Origin of the sequence: Kitasatospora sp. NPDC087314, from assembly GCF_044744365.1 — a bacterium.
Lineage (GTDB): Bacteria > Actinomycetota > Actinomycetes > Streptomycetales > Streptomycetaceae > Kitasatospora.
In genome coordinates this window covers 87,742-107,824 of record NZ_JBIUYE010000005.1, presented here as the reverse complement: position 1 = coordinate 107,824, position 20,083 = coordinate 87,742, and the positions used below count along the sequence as shown (strand labels likewise).

General features: G+C 74.1%; 21 protein-coding genes. 5 read left to right on the top strand and 16 right to left on the bottom strand.

All coding sequences use genetic code 11. The features are described from left to right. Positions 1-187: 187 nt before the first annotated feature. From ACIO5E_RS12355 to infC, 5 genes are all read right to left on the bottom strand, one after another. Entirely contained in the window at positions 188-1,291 is a 1,104-nt protein-coding gene (locus ACIO5E_RS12355; RefSeq protein ID WP_400666464.1) for an ATP-binding protein, read from the bottom strand. A gap of 120 nt (positions 1,292-1,411) precedes the next feature. Beyond that, positions 1,412-2,278 (bottom strand): TrmH family RNA methyltransferase, encoded by an 867-nt coding sequence (locus ACIO5E_RS12350; protein ID WP_400666462.1) that lies wholly within the window; start codon positions 2,276-2,278, stop codon positions 1,412-1,414. A gap of 125 nt (positions 2,279-2,403) precedes the next feature. Continuing rightward, complete coding sequence (gene rplT, locus ACIO5E_RS12345; protein ID WP_030055649.1) at positions 2,404-2,799, bottom strand: 50S ribosomal protein L20; 396 nt, start codon at positions 2,797-2,799, stop codon at positions 2,404-2,406. A 108-nt stretch (positions 2,800-2,907) separates the two neighbouring features. Further along, positions 2,908-3,102 (bottom strand): 50S ribosomal protein L35, encoded by a 195-nt coding sequence (gene rpmI, locus ACIO5E_RS12340; RefSeq protein ID WP_030055648.1) that lies wholly within the window; start codon positions 3,100-3,102, stop codon positions 2,908-2,910. 143 nt (positions 3,103-3,245) lie between these two features. Beyond that, positions 3,246-3,965 (bottom strand): translation initiation factor IF-3, encoded by a 720-nt coding sequence (gene infC, locus ACIO5E_RS12335; protein WP_280681875.1) that lies wholly within the window; start codon positions 3,963-3,965, stop codon positions 3,246-3,248. Between the two features lie 460 nt (positions 3,966-4,425). On the opposite strand from infC, the gene ACIO5E_RS12330 reads away from it, so the two are divergent. After that, positions 4,426-4,803 carry a DUF1844 domain-containing protein gene (locus tag ACIO5E_RS12330; RefSeq protein WP_280681703.1) on the top strand — a complete coding sequence of 126 codons (378 nt, stop codon included), beginning with the start codon at positions 4,426-4,428 and terminating at the stop codon, positions 4,801-4,803. Positions 4,804-4,876: 73 nt separating this feature from the next. Here ACIO5E_RS12330 and ACIO5E_RS12325 read toward each other — a convergent pair whose 3' ends face one another. Further along, the gene (locus tag ACIO5E_RS12325) at positions 4,877-5,620 is read right to left on the bottom strand and encodes an SseB family protein (protein WP_280681705.1); all 744 of its coding nucleotides are present in this window, start codon (positions 5,618-5,620) and stop codon (positions 4,877-4,879) included. Between the two features lie 90 nt (positions 5,621-5,710). On the opposite strand from ACIO5E_RS12325, the gene ACIO5E_RS12320 reads away from it, so the two are divergent. The 3 genes from ACIO5E_RS12320 to ACIO5E_RS12310 all read left to right on the top strand — a co-directional run bounded on the left by ACIO5E_RS12320 (position 5,711) and on the right by ACIO5E_RS12310 (position 8,566). After that, complete coding sequence (locus ACIO5E_RS12320) at positions 5,711-6,928, top strand: alanine racemase (protein WP_400666459.1); 1,218 nt, start codon at positions 5,711-5,713, stop codon at positions 6,926-6,928. A 65-nt stretch (positions 6,929-6,993) separates the two neighbouring features. Next, a complete protein-coding gene (locus ACIO5E_RS12315; protein WP_400666457.1) occupies positions 6,994-7,404 on the top strand; it encodes a hypothetical protein in 411 nt (136 codons plus the stop codon). Between the two features lie 247 nt (positions 7,405-7,651). After that, a complete protein-coding gene (locus tag ACIO5E_RS12310; RefSeq protein ID WP_400666454.1) occupies positions 7,652-8,566 on the top strand; it encodes a lytic polysaccharide monooxygenase in 915 nt (304 codons plus the stop codon). A 79-nt stretch (positions 8,567-8,645) separates the two neighbouring features. On the opposite strand, the gene ACIO5E_RS12305 is transcribed toward ACIO5E_RS12310, so the two are convergent. From ACIO5E_RS12305 to ACIO5E_RS12290, 4 genes are all read right to left on the bottom strand, one after another. Then, positions 8,646-9,806, bottom strand: a complete 1,161-nt coding sequence (locus ACIO5E_RS12305; protein ID WP_400666452.1) for a DUF2510 domain-containing protein — start codon at positions 9,804-9,806, stop codon at positions 8,646-8,648. A gap of 109 nt (positions 9,807-9,915) precedes the next feature. Beyond that, positions 9,916-10,704: a 3-oxoacyl-ACP reductase gene (locus ACIO5E_RS12300; protein WP_400666450.1), complete on the bottom strand. Its 789-nt coding sequence runs from the start codon at positions 10,702-10,704 to the stop codon at positions 9,916-9,918. Between the two features lie 7 nt (positions 10,705-10,711). Next, positions 10,712-12,094 carry an aldehyde dehydrogenase family protein gene (locus ACIO5E_RS12295; protein WP_400666448.1) on the bottom strand — a complete coding sequence of 461 codons (1,383 nt, stop codon included), beginning with the start codon at positions 12,092-12,094 and terminating at the stop codon, positions 10,712-10,714. Positions 12,095-12,099: 5 nt separating this feature from the next. Next, a complete protein-coding gene (locus tag ACIO5E_RS12290) occupies positions 12,100-13,485 on the bottom strand; it encodes a glutamine synthetase family protein (protein ID WP_400666446.1) in 1,386 nt (461 codons plus the stop codon). A 155-nt stretch (positions 13,486-13,640) separates the two neighbouring features. On the opposite strand from ACIO5E_RS12290, the gene ACIO5E_RS12285 reads away from it, so the two are divergent. Continuing rightward, positions 13,641-14,369, top strand: a complete 729-nt coding sequence (locus tag ACIO5E_RS12285; protein ID WP_400666444.1) for a gamma-glutamyl-gamma-aminobutyrate hydrolase family protein — start codon at positions 13,641-13,643, stop codon at positions 14,367-14,369. A 112-nt stretch (positions 14,370-14,481) separates the two neighbouring features. On the opposite strand, the gene ACIO5E_RS12280 is transcribed toward ACIO5E_RS12285, so the two are convergent. From ACIO5E_RS12280 to ACIO5E_RS12255, 6 genes are read right to left on the bottom strand one after another with little or no spacing between them, the layout of a single operon-like run. Continuing rightward, a complete protein-coding gene (locus ACIO5E_RS12280) occupies positions 14,482-15,228 on the bottom strand; it encodes an SGNH/GDSL hydrolase family protein (RefSeq protein ID WP_400666442.1) in 747 nt (248 codons plus the stop codon). 15 nt (positions 15,229-15,243) lie between these two features. Continuing rightward, positions 15,244-16,467, bottom strand: a complete 1,224-nt coding sequence (locus tag ACIO5E_RS12275; protein WP_400666440.1) for a beta-ketoacyl-[acyl-carrier-protein] synthase family protein — start codon at positions 16,465-16,467, stop codon at positions 15,244-15,246. Beyond that, on the bottom strand, positions 16,464-16,706 hold the full coding sequence (locus tag ACIO5E_RS12270; RefSeq protein WP_400666438.1) for an acyl carrier protein: 243 nt from the start codon (positions 16,704-16,706) through the stop codon (positions 16,464-16,466). The genes ACIO5E_RS12275 and ACIO5E_RS12270 overlap by 4 nt, the downstream gene beginning before the upstream one ends. 13 nt (positions 16,707-16,719) lie before the next feature. After that, complete coding sequence (locus ACIO5E_RS12265) at positions 16,720-18,165, bottom strand: MFS transporter (RefSeq protein ID WP_400666436.1); 1,446 nt, start codon at positions 18,163-18,165, stop codon at positions 16,720-16,722. A 9-nt stretch (positions 18,166-18,174) separates the two neighbouring features. Next, a complete protein-coding gene (locus tag ACIO5E_RS12260; protein WP_400666434.1) occupies positions 18,175-19,080 on the bottom strand; it encodes a class I SAM-dependent methyltransferase in 906 nt (301 codons plus the stop codon). Positions 19,081-19,117: 37 nt separating this feature from the next. Continuing rightward, positions 19,118-20,065, bottom strand: coding sequence for an acyl-ACP desaturase (locus ACIO5E_RS12255; protein ID WP_400666432.1), 948 nt, complete (start codon positions 20,063-20,065; stop codon positions 19,118-19,120). Between the last annotated feature and the right edge of the window lie 18 nt (positions 20,066-20,083).

The window sequence follows — 20,083 nt, the reverse complement described above, 5'->3', positions numbered from 1 at the left end:
GCCCGCCCTCGGGCAGGAGGGGACCTTTGCGCTACGCCCGGCGTGGCCGGGGCACGGGCAGCCGTTCTCCGCACGACGGGGAAGAGGGGTGTCCGCGGCTCAGCCGCACAGGGCGTCCCACAACGCCAAAGGTCGAGTGTAGTCGCAGCGCGTAGCGCGCCTGCCGCGATGCCCGTCCAGCGGGACCTCAGAACATGAAGTCCGGAACGCTGGCGGGCAGGATAAATCGGAACCGGGCGCCGCCGCAGGGGGCGCGGTCGACCCGGATCGAACCGCCGTGGGCCTCCACGATGCCCTTGACGATGTACAGGCCCAGACCGGTGCCGCCGCGCTTGGACCCGCGCCAGAAGCGGGTGAAGACGCGCGGCATCGACTCCTCGGGGATGCCGCTTCCTTCGTCGCTCACGGTGACCGCGGTGCCTTCCACGATGCGGGGCGGGGTGCCGGAGCGCTCCCAGACGGGTGCCTCGACGACCTCCTTGGCCGGTGCCACCTCGATCGTGACAGTTCCCTCGCCGTGGCGCACCGCGTTTTCCAGCAGGTTGGCCAGCACCTGGTCGACCTTGTCCGGGTCGGCCCACAGGACGGTCAGCGACTCGCTGATCCGGACGTCGAAGCGCTCCTCCGGGATGCCGGTGGCGACCTTGCGCTCGACGTGCCGGCGCACCGCGGCGGCCAGGTCCACCACCTGCTTGCGCAGCTCCAGCCGGCCCGCGTCGATCCGGGAGATGTCCAGCAGCTCGGCGATCAGCCGGGTGACCCGGTCGGCGTCGGCGTCCACGGTCTCCAGCATCAGCCGCTTCTGCCCGTCGGTGAACCGCTCCCACTTCGCCAGCAGCGTGGCCGTGAAGCCCTTGACGCTGGTCAGCGGCGAGCGCAGCTCGTGCGCGACGGTGGCGATCAGCTCGGCGTGGCTGCGCTCGGTGCGGCGCCGGGCCTCGGTGCCGCGCAGCGCGATCACCAGGCGCTCCGGCGGGCCCAGCGGTACGGCCCGGACGTACCGGGCGGAGACCAGCACCTCGCGACCGCCGGGCAGCAGCAGGTTGCGCTCCGGCTGGCCGGTACGGGTGGCCAGGCCGCCGTACGGGTCGGTCAGCTGCCACCAGCGGCGGCCGTCCAGGTCCTCCAGCGGGAGGACGTCCTCCAGCGCCTGCCCGAGCGCGACCTCCCGGAGCACGCCGGTGAGCCGGACCGCGGCCCGGTTGAAGCAGACCACCCGGCCCCGCCCGTCGGCGACCACCAGGCCGTCCGGTAGGTCGTCCGGGTCGAGCTCTGGCCCGCTGCCGACCATGGGTGTCCTCCCCGATTACCCACCGTGCCGTTCCCCCCACCGAGGCAGACCCTAGCGCCTCGCAGCCCCCCGCAGTAGGGCCCGCGGCGGGGTGATCCGGGCGCGCCGCGAGCGCGCGGTTCAGGCGTTCGAGCGGCAGCCGCCGGGCGAACGCTGCGCCCGGGCCGAGGCGTACAGGCAGACGGCCGCCGCGGTGGCCAGGTTGAGGCTCTCGGCGTGCCCGTGGATCGGGACGCGCACGACCTCGTCGGCGAGCGCGCGGGTCTCCTCCGGGAGCCCCCACGCCTCGTTGCCGAACACCCACGCGCCGGGCGCGCCCAGGGTGCCCTCGTCGAGCTCCTGGTCCAGGTCGCGCTCCCCCGCGCCGTCCGCGGCGAGCACCCGGACTCCGGCCGCGCGCAGCTGCCCGACCGCCTCCTCGACCGGCACGCCGACCGCCACCGGCAGGTGGAACAGGCTGCCGACGGAGGCCCGGACGGCCTTCGGGTTGTACAGGTCCACCGAGGCGTCGGTGAGCACCACGGCGTCCGCGCCGGCCGCGTCGGCGGTGCGCAGCACGGTGCCGGCGTTGCCGGGGTCGCGGACGTGGGCGAGCACCGCGACGAGCCTCGGGCGGGCCTTGAGCACCTCGGCGAACGGGGTGTCGATGAAGCGGCAGAGCGCCACGATGCCCTGCGGGGTCACCGTGTCGCAGATCTCCGCGATCACCTCGTCGGTGGCGGTCAGCACCGGCAGTCCCTCGGCCAGCGCCGCCTCGACGATGCCGGCGTGCCGCTCGGCGGCCTCCGGGGTCACGTACACCTCGACCACGGCGTGCTCGGCCGATCCCGGCAGCTGCCCGAAGGCGACGGCCTCCCGGACGGCCTGCGGGCCCTCGGCCAGGAAGCGGCGCTCCTTGGTGCGCTGGTTCCGCTTGGCGAGCCGGCGGGCGGCGACGACGCGCGGCGAGCGCACGGAGGTGAGCAGGGGGATGTCGGTGCTCGGCATGGTCTCGTTCTCTGTGGCGGGCGGCTCTGAGGATCCGGGGAAACCGCTGAAGATCCGGGGGAACGCAGAACCGGACCCGCAGGAGGGCCTGCGGGTCCGGTCAGAGCTCGACTGATCTCGGAAGATCAGGCGGCGTCGGCGGCAGCCTTGGGGGCGTTGACGTCGGCCGGCAGCGCCTTCTGGGCGACCTCGACCAGCGACGCGAAGGCGCCCGGGTCGTTGACGGCCAGGTCGGCCAGCATCTTGCGGTCGATCTCGACGCTGGCGGCCTTCAGGCCCTGCACGAAGCGGTTGTAGGTGATGCCGTTGGCACGGGCCGCAGCGTTGATGCGCTGGATCCACAGCTGACGGAAGTCGCCCTTGCGCTTCTTGCGGTCGTTGAAGTTGTAGACCAGCGAGTGGGTGACCTGCTCCTTGGCCTTGCGGTACAGCCGCGAACGCTGGCCACGGTAGCCGCTGGCGCGCTCCAGGATGACCCGGCGCTTCTTGTGGGCGTTGACTGCCCGCTTGACGCGTGCCACTTGATTACTCCTTGGATTGGACCACGGACTACTTCACGTGGTCCGTCATTCGAATGGGTCGGGAAGGATCAGCTGCCCCGCTCGGGCTCGCGCCGAGCGGGAGGGCGATCACTTGCCGAGAAGCTTCTTGATCTTCTTGGCGTCAGCGGGGGCCAGCTCGACGGTCCCGGCCAGCTTGCGGGTCAGCGTCGAGGGCTTGTGCTCCAGGAGGTGGCGGCGGCCGGCGCGCTCGCGCAGCACCTTGCCAGAGCCACTGATCTTGAAGCGCTTGCTGGCGCCACTGTGCGTCTTCTGCTTCGGCATTTCGCCGTATCTCCTCGTCGGTCCCGTCCGCGCCCGCGCGGCCTGAGCCACGCGGGCGTGAACTGGATGGATCTACGGTGACCGGGCGGGACGCCCCGTCACCTCTGGTGGCCGGTCCCCCGGGCCGCCCTGGCCGTAACGGCTCAGGCGTCCTGGGAGGCCTCGGCCGGCTGCTCGACCTCGGCGGCGTCCTCGACGTCAGCCTCGTCGGCTTCCGCCTCGGCCGCGGCGTTCTCGGCCTCGAGCGCTGCGTCCTCGTCAGCCGCGGCGGCGTCGGAGCCGGGGGTCCGGCCCTGACGCTCGGCCTTGCGGGCGTCGGCGAGCGCGCGGGCCTCGGCCATCGCCTCGGTCTTCTTCTTGTGCGGGCCAAGAACCATGATCATGTTTCGGCCGTCCTGCTTCGGCGAGGACTCGACGAAGCCCAGGTCCTGGACGTCGTCGGCGAGCCGCTGCAGCAGACGGAAGCCCAGCTCGGGGCGGGACTGCTCACGACCGCGGAACATGATCGTGATCTTGACCTTGTCGCCCTGCTTGAGGAACCGAACGACGTGACCCTTCTTGGTGTCATAGTCGTGCGGGTCGATCTTCGGCCGGAGCTTCATCTCCTTGATGACCGTGTGCGCCTGGTTCTTGCGCGCCTCACGGGCCTTCATGGCCGACTCGTACTTGAACTTGCCGTAGTCCATGAGCTTGCACACCGGCGGCCGGGCGGTCGCCGCGACCTCGACCAGGTCGAGGTCGTACTCCTGCGCGAGCTCCAGCGCCTTGGCAAGCGGCACGATGCCGACCTGCTCGCCGCTGGGACCGACGAGTCGCACCTCCGGAACGCGAATCCGGTCGTTGATGCGGGGCTCGGTGCTGATGGGGCCTCCTCGGTTGCACCTTCTGCGATGCGGCCGTCGGACGGCGGTCGCACGTAGTGGACTCGACCACTGGGCGGGGCTTCATTCGTGCTGCGCTGCCAGGCACCTGCTCGGTACCGTGTGCACCGCGACACGAAAAAAGCCCCGCTCGGTACAAGCGGGGCTCCACACAACCGGGGGCGGCGCCCTGGTGAGGAGCGCTGCGGCGACTCGGCGCCGTGGCGCCCGTCGCGGACCGGGACCCGTCGACCGCGAGGTCGACCAGGTGGGAGACTTTCGCGGTTGCCCTCTCGGGCCTCCTGGGTGGAGCCTCCTCTTGCTGGCCAGGCTCCCCTGCGGGATCCCGGCCGGTCAGTCTCGAAGCATACAGCGTTGCGCCGTAGAACACTATTCCGCCCCACTTCGGACCAACTTGTACGCTCCAGGGGTACGGACACCGGCACGACGGAACGAGCCCCCCTTGAGCAGCGAGCCCACCCAGACCCCCGGCGCGGACGACGACGCGATCGGCTTCGACGACCTCACCCGGGACATCGCCGAGGTCCCGGCCGTCGAGGTGATCACCACCGTCGCGGTGCACCTGATGAGCGCCGCCGCGGTCAAGTGCGGCCTGGCCGAGGGCGGCGACAAGGACAAGGACCTCGACGAGGCCCGCAAGCTGATCACCGCGCTGGCCGGGCTGATCACCGCCGGCGCCCCGGAGATCAGCAACTTCCACGCGGCGCCGCTGCGGGACGGCCTGCGCTCGCTGCAGCTGGCCTTCCGCGAGGCCTCCATCGTCCCGGACGCCCCGGGCACGGGCCCGGGCGAGAAGTTCACCGGGCCGGTCTACTCCTGACCCGGGTACGCAGCAGGGGCAGTGGCTCTCGTGAGCCACTGCCCCTGCTCTGTTCCCACCGCCCGAGCCGTTCCTACCGCCGGTAGAGCGGCTCGCCGGGCAGCTGCGCGGTCGCCGGCAGCACCGCCAGGTCCAGCCCCCGGTCCAGCCGCACCCGCAGCACCGGGTCCGCGGCCACCGCCCGCCCCACCCGCTGCGCGGCCGCCTGGACGCCCGGCTGGTCCAGCTCCGGGTCGAACACCACGGCGAGCACCCCGTCCGCGCCCTCAGCGGCCGCCAGCAGCCCGGTGAGCACCTGCGGCTCGGCCGCCAGCAGCGCCCGTACCGCCTCGCGCACCTCGGGGTCGCGCACCGGCGGCAGGTACGGCCGGTTCTCCGCCAGCGCCCGCAGCCGGGCCCCGGCCACCTGGTAGGCGACCGGACCGGCCGGGTCGATCAGCAGGGTGTCGGCGCGCTCGGAGAAGGCCACCATCGCGGCCTGCGGAGCGGCCACCGGCGCCGGGCGGGCGTCGGCGCGCCAGCGGGCCATCGTCTCCAGCGACGTGAAGGCCGGCAGCGCGCGGCGCCCGTCCGGGGCCTCCAGCACCGGGACGGCCATGTCGCTGGTCTTCTCGTGCTTGTGCCCGTGCTCGTCCACCTCGACCTCGCCCAGGAGGGCGACGATCGGGACCATCAGCCGGGTCGGAGTCAGCGCCGCCAGCAGCTCGGGCTCCGCCGCGCGGTCCTGCGACCAGCGGGCGAGGGCCTCGGTGAGCGCCGGGTCGGCGGTGCCGTCGTCGTCGGCGAAGCCGGGGTTCGGGATGTTCTTGCGGTCCACCCGCCGACCCTATGCCACCGCGCGCCCCCGACCTCATTTCCCTGCACGCGGGGCCTACCCACGGGTAGGACGGTGTGGCACTCTGCGCGCATGGTCATGCTCGAAACCGCCGCCCCCGCCCCGGTCTCCGACCGCCACCGGTACGACCGGGCCACCGCACACCTGGACGGGCCGGTGGCCGTCGTCGACCTCGCCGCCTTCGACGCCAACGCCGCCGACCTGGTACGCCGGGCCGCCGGCAAGCCGATCCGGGTCGCCAGCAAGTCGGTGCGCTGCCGGGCCCTGCTGGAGCGCGCACTGGCCGTGGACGGCTTCGCCGGGGTGATGAGCTACACCCTCGACGAGTCGCTCTGGCTGGCGCGCACCGGCGTCCGCGACATCCTGCTCGCCTATCCCTCCGCCGACCGGACCGGCTACGCCGAGCTGACCGCCGATCCGGCGCTCGCCCGCGAGATCACCGTCGTCCTCGACGACCCCGCCCAGCTGGACCTGATCGACAAGGCCCGCGGCGGCGACGCCGAGGTGCGGGTCTGCCTGGAACTGGACACCGCGCTGCACCTGTTCGGCGGACGCGTCCGGGTGGGCGCCCGACGCTCCCCGCTGCGCACCCCCGAGGACCTCGGCGCCTTCGCCGAACTCGTCCAGCACCGCCGGGGGTTCCGGGTGGTCGGCCTGATGGCCTACGAGGGGCACGTCGCCGGGGTGGGCGACCGGGTGCCCGGACGGCCGGCGCGCTCGCGGCTGATCCGGCTGATGCAGGCCAAGGCCCGGACCGAGCTGGCCGAGCGGCGCGCGGCCGTGGTCAGGCGGCTGCGGCGGGTGGCCGAGCTGGAGTTCGTCAACGGCGGCGGCACCGGCAGCGTGGAGTCCACCGCGGCCGAGCGCGCCGTCACCGAGGTCGCGGCCGGCTCCGGGCTCTACCTGCCCCGGCTGTTCGACAACTACCGCTCGTTCCAGGGCCGTCCGGCCGCGCTGTTCGGCCAGCCGGTGGTGCGCCGACCCGGCGTCGGGGTGGTGACGGTGCTCGGCGGCGGCTACCCCGCCTCGGGCGCGGCCGGCCCGGACCGCTCCCCGGTGCCGTACCTGCCGCAGGGGCTGCGGTACGACCCGATGGAGGGCGCCGGCGAGGTGCAGACCCCGTTGCTCGGCTCGGCCGCGGACGACCTGCTGATCGGCGACCGGGTCTGGTTCCGGCACGCCAAGGCGGGCGAGCTGTGCGAGCGCTTCGCCGAACTGCACCTGATCGAGGGGGATCGGGTGGTGCGGACCGCCCCGACATACCGGGGTGAGGGGAAGACGTTCCTCTGACCGGCGCCCCGTCCGTGCTCTACCGTGGTGCCGATAGTGCGGAGCAGGGAGAGAAGGGGGGCCGCATGGAAGCCGAGATCGTGCAACAGATGGTGACGTCGGGCGCCACGTCGCTGGCCACGCTGATGGCCACCGCGGCCTGGGAGCAGGTCAGTTCGCGGTTCGCCCGGCTGTTCGGGCGGGGCGCGAGCGACGAGCAGGCCGGCGCCGAGCTGGAAGCGGTCCGGAGCGGACTGCTGGAGGCCGGCGAGGACCAGGAGGCCCGCAACGACCAGACCGCGGTGCTGCGCACCCGACTGCGCACGCTGTTCCGCGAGAACCCGGAGGCCGTCGATGAACTCCGGCAGATCCTGGATGAGTTGGCGCCACAGGTGCCTGCTCAACCCGGTACGGTGCACAACGAGATCAGCGGCACCGCCACGGTCCACGGCAAGGTCGTCCAGGCCCACACGATCAACGGCAGCCTGAACTTCTGACGCCCGACCTTTCCGGAGCCTTAAGCGGGCCCGATGGAACGGCTAACCACAGCCTTCCATCGGGCCTTTGCGCTGATCTGGGGCCTACAGTCCGTCAACAAGTGGCCGGCGCACGACTATTGCACTCTGGTCCAGACCAATTCTACGCTCTGGCCGGGGCCGTGCGCCGGGCCGGCGGCTCCCGAACGGGCAGGCGTGCCCGCTCCCCCACACTCGCCCGGAACGACGGTCAAGGAGTCCCCACCCCATGTCCATCAAGCGAAGTGCCCTGTCCGTCGGTGTGGTCGGCGCCGCGGTCCTCGCGGTGGCCGTTTCCACCGCCGGCACCGCCAGCGCCCACGGCACGATGACCAACCCGGTCAGCCGGGTCGCCGCCTGCTACGCCGAGGGCCCCGAGCACCCGGTGTCCCAGGTCTGCAAGGACCTCGTCGCCACGAGCGGCACCCAGCCGCTGTACGACTGGAACGAGGTCAACATCGCCAACGCGGCCGGCAACCACCAGGCGCTGATCCCGGACGGCAAGCTCTGCTCGGCCAACCGCGACAAGTACCAGGCCCTCGACTGGCCGCGCACCGACTGGCCGGCCACCGCGGTCAGGGCGGGCGCCTTCACCTTCCAGTTCCGCACCACCGCACCGCACGTCGGTACCCAGACCGTCTACATCACCAAGCCGAGCTACGACCCCACCAAGCCGCTGAAGTGGTCGGACCTCGACCCGACCCCGGTCGCCCAGGTGCAGGTCGACCGGACCGCCACCAACGGCTTCTACACCTACTCCGGCACCCTGCCGCAACGCACCGGCCGCCAGCTGCTGTACACGGTCTGGCAGCGCAGCGACAGCCCGGAGGCGTTCTACAGCTGCTCCGACATCGACTTCGGCACGGCCGGCGCCCCGGCCGGCACGGCGCTCGCCGCGCAGGCCCCGGCCGCGCCCAGCGACGCGCAGATCGCGGCCGACGCGTCCAAGTCCACGGTCGCCCACCACGGCCACGGCGGTGACCCCAACTCCCCGGCCGGCGCGGTGATCCCGACCACCTCCGCGGCCGTCGGCACGTCGGCCACCGGTCCGCTGCTGCTGGCCGGCGCCGCCGCGATCAGCGTCGGCTGGGCCGGCATGGTGCTCCGGCGCCGTCGCATCGAGGCTGTTCGACGCGACTCCTGACGCCGGACGCGGGGCCGGGCCGGCCACGCCCCCGTCCGACCCGGTTCCGTGGCTCCACCCCGTGTGAGGAGCGGGTGGCTCAGGTGCTGGTGCCGCCGGTCCCAGCGGCACCACCGCCGGGAACGCCACCGGGGACGCCGCCGGGCAGTCCGCCGCCCGGGAGGGACGGCAGCTTGCCCTTGTAGTCGGTGATGCCGTTGAGGATGGTGTCCATCACGCCGGGGTCCGGCGCCTTGTCGGCGATGTCGAAGCCGAAGTGCACCGAGACCAGCGCCTTGCCGTCGGCGGACGGGAAGACCACCGTCTGCACGTAGCCGTTGTTGCCCTTGGGCGCGTCGACCTTCCAGCGGACCAGGTAGCCGTCCTGGCCGTTGACCTTGACCGCCTCGGACTTCAGCTCCTGGTGCCCGGTGATGTCGCCGTACGACTGCTTGGCCGCCTTGTCGATGTCCGCCTTGGCCGCCGCCTGGGCGTCGGTGCCGCCGCCGTCGATCCGGCCGGTGGTCACGCCGCCGAGGGTGCACTGGCTGCCGTCCGGGCAGGTGTACGAGCCGACGGTGAGCGCGGCGTAGCCGTCGCTGGTGGCGCCGGCCTGCCAGCCGGAGGGGACGGGCAGGGTGAGCCGGTTCACCGGGTCGATCGCGTTCCCGGCGCCTGGCCTGGTCTTGCCGCTGCCGTTGCCGCCACTCCCGTTGCCGCCGTTGCCACCGCTCCCGTTGCCGCCGCCCCCGCTCCCACCGTTGCCGCTGTCGCCGTTGCCGCCGCCGAGGCCCGGGAAGCCGTTCCAGGGCCCGTTCTCGCCGTTCGGCACGACCGGTCGGGCGCTGCGCTGCGGGCGGTTGTCGCCGTGGCCGTCCATCGCCAGGTAGGTGATCCCGGAGCCGGCGCCCAGGCCGAGCAGCGCCGCCACGGCGGCGGCGATCACCAGCCGGGACGGGCGGCGCCGGGGCCCCCGCGCCGGGGGCGGCGCCGCGGCACCGTAGGCGGTGCCGAAGGGCGGCGGCTCCGGGTAGCGGACCGTCGGTCCGCTGTCCAGCACCTCCCCCTCCAGGACCTTGGGTTCCTCGGCCGCCCCCGGCCCCGGAGCCCCGGCCGCCGGGGGCACCGGCTCCGGGGCGTCCGAGGGTGCGGGCCGGGTGCTGGCCGTCCAACCCCTGCCGTCCCACCAGCGCTGCGGCCTCGGGTCGCTGCCGGTGTCCTTCGGGTCCGGGTACCACCCGGCGGGAATCTGCTCACTCACAACAGAGAATCTAAAGGCACGTGGATAAGCGCGAAATCAGCGCAGCCCGGAATTCCGGCGGTTTTCGATGAGATTACGGTGAGAAGGGGCCCGCCGCGCCGCCGCGCGGCTACAGCGGGGTCACGTACGCGCCCGAGATGCCGCCGTCCACCAGGAACTCGCTCGCCGTGATGAAGGACGAGTCGTCGCTCGCCAGGAAGGCCACCGCGGCGGCGATCTCCTCCGCCCGGGCGAACCGGCCCAACGGGATGTGCACCAGCCGGCGGGCCGCCCGCTCCGGGTCCTCGGCGAACAGCTCCCGCAGCAGCGGGGTGTCCACCGGCCCCGGCGACAGCGCGTTCACCCGGATCCCCTCCCGGGCGAACTGCACGCCCAGTTCGCGGGACATCGCGAGCACCCCGCCCTTGGAGGCGGTGTACGAGATCTGCGAGGTGGCCGCGCCCATCCGGGCCACGAAGCTGGCGGTGTTGATGATCGAGCCCCGCCCGTGCCGCCGCATGTACGGCAGCGCGGCCTTGCAACACAGGTACACCGAGGTCAGGTTGACCTCCTGGACCTTGCGCCAGGCGTCCAGCCCGGTGGTCAGGATCGAGTCGTCCTCCGGCGGCGAGATGCCCGCGTTGTTGAACGCGACGTCCACGCTCCCGTACCTCTCGTAGGCCTCGTCGAACAGCGCCTCGACCATGTACGGGTCGGTGACGTCGGTGTGCACGAACAGGCCGCCGACCTCCTTGGCCGCCGCCCGCCCCGACTCCTCGTCCAGGTCCGCGCAGACCACCTTCGCGCCCTCCGAGGCGAGCCGGCGCGCGGCCGCCAGGCCGATCCCGCTGCCCGCGCCGGTGATCACGGCGGTGCGGTCGACCAGTCGGCGGCACACCGTGGCGTCGTTGTCGGTCATCGGGCTGCTACTCCTCGCTGTGGATGAAGACGTTCTTGGTCTCGGTGAACTGGCGCAGCGCGTCCGGCCCCAGCTCCCGGCCGACGCCGGACTCGCCGTAGCCGCCGAACGGCGTCCAGTACCGCACCGAGGAGTGCGAGTTGACCGACAGGTTGCCCGCCGCGACGCCCCGGGCCAGCCGCAGCGCCCGGCCGAGGTCCCTGGTCCAGATCGAGCCGGACAGGCCGTAACGGGTGGCGTTGGCCAACCGCAGCGCGTCCGCCTCGTCGGTGAAGGGCAGCACGGCGGCGACCGGACCGAAGATCTCCTCGGTGACCGCCGGCACCTGCGGGTCGGGCGGCGCGATCACCGTCGGCGGGTACCAGTAACCGGGCCCGTCCGGCACCGCGCCGCGGGCCAGCACCGGCAGCTCCGGGGTGAGGTAGGAGGCCACCCGGCGCACCTGGGCGGCCGAGATCAGCGGGCCGAGCCGGGTCTCGGGGTCCGCCGGGTCGCCGGTGCGCAGCGCCTCGACGGCGGGCAGCAGCAGGGCCAGGAAGTCGTCGTACACCTCCCGCTGGACCAGGATCCGACTGCGGGCACAGCAGTCCTGGCCGCTGTTGTCGGCGAAGGACATCGGGTCCGCGGAGCGGGCCAGGTCGGCGTCGGCGAAGACGATGCTGGGGCTCTTGCCGCCCAGCTCCAGGGTGACCCGCTTGGCCCGGGCCGCGCAGCGGGCGGCCACCTCCTTGCCGACCACGGTCGAGCCGGTGAAGACGATCTTGCGGACCGCCGGATGGTCCACCAGGGCCCGCCCGGTCGTCCCGCCCGCGCCCGGCACCACCTGGAACAGGCCCTCCGGCAGCCCTGCCGCCAGGGCGAGTTCGGCCAGGCGCAGTGCCGTCAGCGGGGTCGCCTCGGCGGGCTTCAGCAGGACGGCGTTGCCCGCCGCCAGGGCGGGCGCGAAGCCCCAGGCGGCGATCGGCATCGGGAAGTTCCACGGCGCGATCACCCCGACCACGCCGACCGGCTCGTGGAAGGTCACGTCCAGGCCGCCCGCCACCGGGATCTGGCGGCCGGTCAGCCGCTCCACTCCCCCGGCCGCGTACTCCAGCAGGTCCCGGACGTTGCCGGCCTCCCAGCGGGCGTTGCCCACGGTGTGCCCGGCCTCGCGCACCTCCAGCGCGGCCAGCTCCGGGACATGCACCTCGACCTGGTCGGCGAACCGGCGCAGCAGCCGGGCCCGTTCACCCGGTGCCAGCGCCGCCCAGCCCGACTGGGCCTTCAGCGCGCGCTGCACCGCCGCTTCCAGCTGCTCGGCGGTGGTGTCCGGGACGGTGGCGAGCACCTCGCCGGTGGTCGGATTGCGGACGGTGCTGCTGGTGGGCCCGGTGGTAGCCGGCTCGGTCATCGGCCTCACATCCGTTCGAAGGAGCGGTAGCGCTCCCAGTCGGTCACGGCCCCGTCGAAGGCGCACTGCTCCACCCGGGCCATGTTCAGGTAGTGCTCGACCACGTCGTCGCCGAAGGCGGCCCGGGCCGTCTCGCTCTGCGCCCACAGCTCCGCCGCCTCGCGCAGCGAACCCGGCACCCGGGCGTACTCCTGCACCGCGTAGGCGTTGCCCAGGCACGGCGCGGGCAGCTCCAGCTTGCGCTGCAGCCCGTGCAGGCCGGCCGCGATCATCCCGGCCACCGCCAGGTACGGGTTGACGTCCCCGCCCGGCACCCGGTTCTCCATCCGCAGGCCGGGGCCGTGGCCGACCACCCGGTAGGCGCAGGTCCGGTTGTCCCGGCCCCAGGCCACCGCCGTCGGGGCGAACGAGCCCGGGCGGTACCGCTTGTACGAGTTGATGTTCGGCGCGTACAGCAGGCTGAACTCGCGCAGCGCCGTCAGCTGGCCGGCCAGGAAGTGCCGCATGGTGTCGGTCATCCGGCCGTCCCGGTCGGCGAAGGCCGGCGCGCCCACCGCGTCGCGCAGCGACAGGTGGATGTGGCAGCTGTTGCCCTCGCGCTCGTTGTACTTGGCCATGAAGGTCAGCGCGCAGCCCTGTTGCGCGGCGATCTCCTTCGCGCCCGTCTTGTAGACGCTGTGCTGGTCGCAGGTGGTCAGCGCGTCCGCGTAACGGAAGGCGATCTCGTGCTGGCCCAGGTTGCACTCGCCCTTCGCGGACTCCACCACCAGGCCCGCGCCCGCCATTTCGGTGCGGATCCGGGACAGCAGCGGCTCCACCCGGGCCGTGCCCAGCATCGAGTAGTCCACGTTGTACAGGTTCGCCGGCGTCAGACCGCGGTAGCCGCCCAACCAGGCCTGCTCGTAGGTGTCCCGGAACACCAGGAACTCCAACTCGGTGCCGATGTCGGCGGCCAGCCCGTACTCCGCCAGCCGCGCGATCTGGCGGCGCAGCAACTGGCGCGGGGCCGCGTCGACCGGGTGGCCGCCGTGCCGGGCCAGGTCCGCGGTCACCTGTGCGGTGCCCGGCTGCCAGGGGGTCAGCCGCAGGGTGCCGAGGTCGGGGCGCATCGCGAAGTCGCCGTAGCCGGTCGCCCAGGAGGAGAAGGCGTAGCCGTCCACGGTGTTCAGGTCCACGTCGACGGCCAGCAGGTAGTCGCAGGCCTCGGCGCCGCGCTCGACCACCTCGTCCAGGAAGAAGCGGGCGGCGAAGCGCTTGCCCTGCAGGCGCCCCTGCATGTCCGTGAACGCCAGCGCGACGGTGTGGACTTCTCCGGTGTCCACCAGGGTGCGCAGCTCGTCCAGGGTCAACGGCGGACGGGGCGACACGCCCGCGGCGGCGTTCTCGGGCATGACGGAACCCTTCTCCTCGATCACTCTTCGAGATCAAGCGGTCACAGCGAACCGTACGGCCTGCGGCGGACGGCGCGGAAGAGGGCGGGCGGGTGTGGCGCGCCGATGTGCGTGATTGACGGGGGATCAGGCGGTACGGGAGGAGAATGCGCGCCATGGATCGCAGGCCTTTCATCGGCGTCAGCACCTACGTGGTCGACGCGAGTTGGAGCAACTGGCGGGGCCGCCGGGTGGCCCTGGTGCCCGAGCAGTACACCGCGTACGTCCAGGACTCCGGCGGGATCGCGGTACTCCTGCCGCCCGACGCCCCCGAACGCGCACCCGAGGTGCTCGCCCGGCTCGACGCCCTCGTCATCGCCGGCGGGCCGGACATCGACCCGGCCTACTACGGGCAGCCCGCCCACCCCCGCACCGAGGTCGACTCCCCGGAACGGGACCAGTGGGAGGCGGCCCTGCTCCGGGCGGCCCTGGCGGCCGGGATGCCGCTGCTGGGGATCTGCCGGGGCATGCAGGTGCTGAACGTCGTCTGCGGGGGGACGCTCGTCCAACACCTCCCGGACGTCCTGCCGGTGGACGTCCACGGCGGCACCGACGGCGGGTACGGGACGCACCTGGTGCGGCCCGTACCGGGGACGCTGCTCGGCGGGCTGCTGCCGGAGAGCGAGGTGGAGGTGCCGACCTTCCACCACCAGGCCGTCGACCGGGTCGGGACGGGCCTGCGGGTCGGCGCCCATGCGCCGGACGGGACGGTGGAGGCGGTCGAGGGTCCGGGGTTCACCCTGGGCGTGCAGTGGCACCCGGAGCAGGGGGACGACCTGCGGGTCATGCGGGCCCTCGTCCGGGCGGCCACCGCGGCGCAGTTGGACGCGGTGCTGCCGGGGTAGCCGGGGCGCCGCCGTCAGGCCGCCGGGGAGTCGGGTTTCGGCCCGGGAGGCCCCCGCGCTCCGTCTCCGGAGCGCGGGGGCCTCCGCATTCGCGGGCCCCGGTGTTCCGGGGTCAGACGTGCGCGGCCGGTTCGGGGTGGTGGGCGGCGGCGAGCAGGGTGGGCAGCATCCGGGCGGCGTGGGTGGCGTAGCCGTGGGGCGAGGGGTGGACGCCGTCGGGGCCGAGGAGGTGGGCCGCCTGGTCCCGGAACTCGGGGCCCGAGGTGGCGGCCAGGTGGGCGCCGACCCGCTCGGCGGTGCGGGTGTGGAAGCGGGCGAGGCGGCGGGAGCGGTAGCGGCCGATCCAGCGGGCGTGGACGCGGAAGCCGGGGGCGTGACCGGGGTCGGGGCAGGGCACCACGACCAGCTGCCAGCCGGCGTCGCGCAGGTTCTGGGCGAGGTGGGCGAAGCGGCGGGCGGAGCGGCCGAGCGGGCTCGGCAGCAGGACGTCGTTGCCGCCGACGATCAGGACCGCGATGCCGGGCCGCAGCCGGGCGGCGCGCAACACCTGGCGGCCGACCGCGGCGGTGGTGGCGCCGACCCGGGCCAGGACCCGGAGGTCCACCGGGCGGCCGGTGCCCTCGGAGAGTCCCTGGGCGAGCCGGGCGCCGAGGGTCTGCTCGGGCCGGTGGGCGCCGAAGCTCTGGGCGAGCGAGTCGCCGAGCATCAGCAGGGTGAGCGGCCGGTCTTCGGCGGCGGGTTCGGCCGGCCCGTACCGTCCGTCGGCGACCGGGACGGACCAGTCGGCGGGCGGGCGGTGGGCCAGCAGGTGGGTGTACAGCCGGGCGAGCCGGGCGAGCCGGGTGGCGGGGCGGCGCATGACGGTGCTCCGGGATCAGGCGGCGGTGAGGACGAGGGCGGCGTTCTGCCCGCCGAAGCCGCTGGAGACGGACAGGGCGGCCGGGACGGCGAGCGGGCGCGGCGCCTTGGCGACCACGTCGAGGTCGATCGCGTCGTCGAGCCGGTCGAGGTTGGCGGTGGGCGGGATGAGCCGGTGCTGAAGGGTGAGGACGGTGACGGCGGCCTCGATCGCGCCGGCCGCGCCCATGGTGTGGCCGATGACGCTCTTGTTGGCGGTGACCGGCGGCGGCCGGTGGAAGACCTGCCGCAGGGCGGCCGCCTCGGCGGGGTCGTTGAGCAGGGTGCCGGTGCCGTGCGCGTTGACGTGCCCGATCTCGTGCGGGGCGAGCCCGGCGTCCGTGAGGGCCGCGCGGACGGCGCGGGCGAGGCCGTCGCCGCCGGGGTGTGGGGCGGTGAAGTGGTGGGCGTCGCCGGCGGCGCCGTGTCCGGCCAGGTAGGCGCGGGGGCGCGCGCCGCGGGCCCGGGCGTGTTCGGCGCGTTCGAGGACGAGGACGCCGGCGCCCTCGCCGAGGACGAAGCCGTCCCGGTCGGCGTCGAAGGGGCGGGAGGCGCCGGCCGGGTCGTGCCGTCGGCGGGAGAGCGCGCCGAGCCGGTCGAAGGCGACGGCCGTCATCGGGGTGCGGGGGCTGTCGGTGCCGCCGGCGAGGACGAGGTCGCAGGTGCCGGCCCGGATCAGGTCGGCGCCGAGGGCGAGCGCGGTGGTGCCGGAGGCGCAGGCGGTGCTGACCACCAGGCCGGGGCCGCGGATGCCCAGGTCGAGGCCGACCTCGCCGGCCGCCATGTTGGGGATGCTGCGCGGCAGCATCAGCGGGGAGACCCGGTCGGCCCGGCCCTGCTCCAGCCGGGCGTACTCGACCGCATAGGTCTGCACGCTGTTGGCGCTGACGCCGAGGACCACGCCGACCCGGGTACCGTCCCAGGCGGCCGGGTCGAGCGCGGCGTCGGCGACGGCCTGCCGGGCGGCGACCAGGGCGAGTTGGGCGAAGCGGTCGAGGCGGCGGGCGAGCCGCCCGCCGAGTAGCGCGGACGGGTCGAAGTCGGCCACCTGGCAGGAGAAGTCGACGTTCAGGCCGGCGAGTTCGGGGTCGGTCCCGGCGGTGGGCTCGGCGCCGAGGAAACGCTCCCAGACGGCGGCCGCCCCGGTGCCGGCGGGCGTGACCAGCCCGAGCCCGGTGACGGCCACCGCGCGGGCGCTCAACTGACGGCGCCGGCGGCCAGGGCGGCGTCCGCGTGGGCGGCGAGTTCACCGAGGGTGCGGTCCGGGGTGACGTCGGCGACGGTGACGCCGAGCCGCTCCTCCACCACCAGGGAGAGCTCGACCAGGGCGAGGCTGTCGAGCGCCAGCGAGGCGAGGGTGGCGTCGGGGGTGACCATGGCGGGGGCGACGTCGAACTCGTCGACGAGGCTGGCGCGGATCGTTTCGTAGGCGGTGGACATGGTGAACTGCCTTTCATCTCTGGGTGGTTGAGAGGTCACGGTCGGGCACGAGGACGGGCCGGGGCCGGCGCCCGGGCAGCCGGAACCAGGCGAGGACGGCGGCGACCAGGGCGACGGCGCCGCCCACCACGGCCGCCGCGGTGAGGCCTTCGGTGAAGGCGATCTGGTCGCCGGGCGCGGTGTCGGTGAGCGAGGTGGCGAGGACGGAGCCGAGCACCGCGACTCCGAGGGTCGAACCGACCTGCCGGGTGGCGTCGTTGAGCGCGGAGCCGACGCCGGCCGCGGCGGCCGGGACGGCGCCCATCACCAGTTCGGTGGCGACCGGCGCGAGCAGCCCGGCGCCGAGCCCGGCGAGGGCCTCGAAGAGCAGCACCGGGACGTCCCCCGACCCGGCTTCCAGCCCGCCGAGTTGGACGAACCCGGCGGCGATCAGCAGCAGTCCCCCGGCGCACGGCACCCGCGCGCCCGACCGCCGCGCCAGCAGTGGCCCGAGGAGCGCGCCGGCGGCGAGGCCGAGCGAGAGCGGGATCATCCGCATCCCGGCCTGCCAGGCGGTCAGGCCGCGGATCTGCTGGAGGTAGAGGGTGAGCAGGAACATCGCGCCGAACATCGCGAAGGACATCAGGGCGAGCGCGGCGGTGGCCGGCCAGACCGGTCCGCCGCTGAGCAGCCGGACGGGCACCATCGGTGCCGCGCACCGGAGTTGACGCCGGACGAAGGCGGCCACCAGCAGGACGGCGAGCGCGCCGGCGGCCAGCACCCCGGGGCTGGTCCAGCCGAGACCCGGGGCCTCGATCACGCCCCAGACCAGCGCGAGCAGCCCGGTGCAGGACAGCAGCGCGCCGGGCCCGTCCAGCGGGCGGGCATCGGAGTCGCGGGACTCGGGCAGCAGGACGACCGCCGCCGCGGCGATCAGCGCGATGACCGGGACGTTCAGCCAGAACGCCGACTGCCAGCCGTACCGCTCGACCAACAGGCCGCCGGCGACCGGGCCGAACACCGCGCCGACCCCGGCCACCGCCGCCCAGATCCCGATCGCCCGCTTCCGGGCGGCCGGTTCGGGCAGCACGTGCACGACGGTGGAGAGGGTCGCGGGCATGAACAGGGCCGCGCCGAGGCCCATCCCGCAGCGGGCGGCGACCAGCTGGGCGGCACCGGTGCCGAGCGTGCCGGCCGCCGAGGCGGCCGCGCAGAGCGCCAGGCCCGCGAGGAAGGCCTTCCGCCGGCCGTACCGGTCGCCGAGCGCGCCGGCGGCCAGCACGCAGCCGCCGAGCGCGAGGGCATAGCCGTCGACGATCCACTGGGTCTCGGCGAGGGTGGGGCCGAGGTCGGTGCGCAGGCGGGGGATCGCCACGTTGAGGACGGTGAAGTCCAGACCGAGCAGGAACAGCGCGGCGCAGACCACCGCGACGGCCGCCCAGGCCCGGTACGGCGGGAGCACCGTGTCCGAGGGGTGCACGCCCGGGCCTCAGACCGGCAGCCGGAGCGGTTCGTCACGCCGCCGGAAGCCGATCCGGTACAGCGTGGCCGCGCCGCGCAGGAAGGTCACCTCGCTGGCCCGCAGGTAGCGCCGGTAACGCCGGTAGCCCTCGGGGCCGACCAGCCGCTCGGCCTCCTCGCGGGCCCGCAGCAGCCGCGCCGACCAGGAGGCCAGGGTGCGGGAATAGTCCTCGGCCGAGGCGGTGAGCGCGACCACCGAGAAGTACGGGTCGCAGGCGGCGGCGATCTCGCTCAGCCGGGGCAGTCGGCCGCCCGGGAAGATGTCGCTGCCGACGAACTCGCCGACCGGGCCGGAGCCGTCGACGGCGCCGTCGTAGGCGATGGTCTGCAGCGACATCCGGCCGCCGCGGCGCAGCCAGCGGTGGCAGGCCTCGAAGTAGCGGGCGTAGCCGTCGAGCCGCTCGGCCCTGGCCATCCCGGCGGTGGCGAAGTGTTCGAAGGCGCCCATCGAGACGACGGCGTCGTAGGCGCGCTCGGGGGTGTGGTCCTCCCAGCTCTCCAGCCGGGGTTCGACGCCGGGCAGGGCGCGGGCGGCGAGGAACTCGTACTGGGCCCGGGAGATGGTCAGGCCGACGGCCTCGGCGACCCGGTCGTCGCGGCTCGCGTGCTCCAGCATCGCGCCCCAGCCGCAGCCGACGTCCAGCAACCGCAGGCCGTCGCCGGGGCGGGCACCGACCAGGTCCAGGTGGTGGTCGAGTTTGGCGCGCTGGGCGCGGGGCAGCGCGGTGGCGTCCGGCTCGTCGGGGGAGATGCCGTCCCACCGGGCGGCGGTGTAGGCGAGCGTCTCGTCGAGCCAGAGGGCGTAGAAGTCGTTGCCGAGGTCGTAGTGGAACTCGATGTCGGCGGCGCTGCTGCCGGCGGTGGTGATGGTCATGCGGTTCCTGTTCGATCGGGCGGCAAAGGGGCGGGGCTCAGGCGGATCCGGCATGGCGGGCCCGGACGGCGAGGGTCCGGGCGCGGCGTTCGACGAAGCGGGTGGCCCGGGCGTCCAGCTGCTCGACGTGCGCGGCGATCCGGTCGCGGGCCGGCTCCCCGGCGGGGCCGAGCCCGGCCAGGTCGTGGACCCGGAGGGCGCGCAGCAACGGGACGAGCACCTCGTCGTGGTGCACCCGCGGGTCGTAGACCCCGGCCACCGCGACCTCGACGGCCATCCGGCCGAAGCCGGGCATGCCCTGGCCCGGCATGGCGAAGCCGCGGACGGTCTCGTCGAGCGTGACGAGCACCTGGTCGGCGTCCAACTCCAGGGCCGCGCGCAGCAGTTCCCGGTAGAACACCATGTGCAGGTTCTCGTCCTGGGCGATCCGGGCGAGCAACCGGTCGCAGACCGGGTCGCCGCCGAGCCGGCCGGCGTTGCGGTGGCTGACCCGGGTAGCCAGCTCCTGGACGGCGGCGTAGGCGACCAGTCCGAGGACACCCTCGGGCTCCGGCGCGGCGCCGGTGCCCAGGTGGGCCGTCCTGGCGCGTTCCAGGGCGACCGGGTCGACGGCGCGGGCGGCGTGCAGGTATCCGCGCAGGGCGGAGGCGTGCCGGTCCTCCTCGGCGGTCCACTGGTGCAGCCAGGCCCCCCAGGCGCCGTCCCGGGAGGTCTGCGCGCCGATGATCCAGTGGTAGGCGGGCAGGTTGTCCTCGGTCAGCAGGTTGACGACCAGGGCGGAGCGCAGGGCGGGGCTGAGCGCGGACTGCCCGGGGTGCCGGGGCTCGCCGTCGAGCGGGCCGTCGAAGTCCCGGCCGAGGCTCCACGGGACGTACTGGTACGGGAACCACTCGCGAGCCGACGCCAAGTGACGGTTCATCAGCTCTTCGGCCGTTGCCTCGAGTTCGACGAGCCAGCGGACGGTATCCGCAGTAGCGATCCTCACGGGCCATGATCGTCGTCG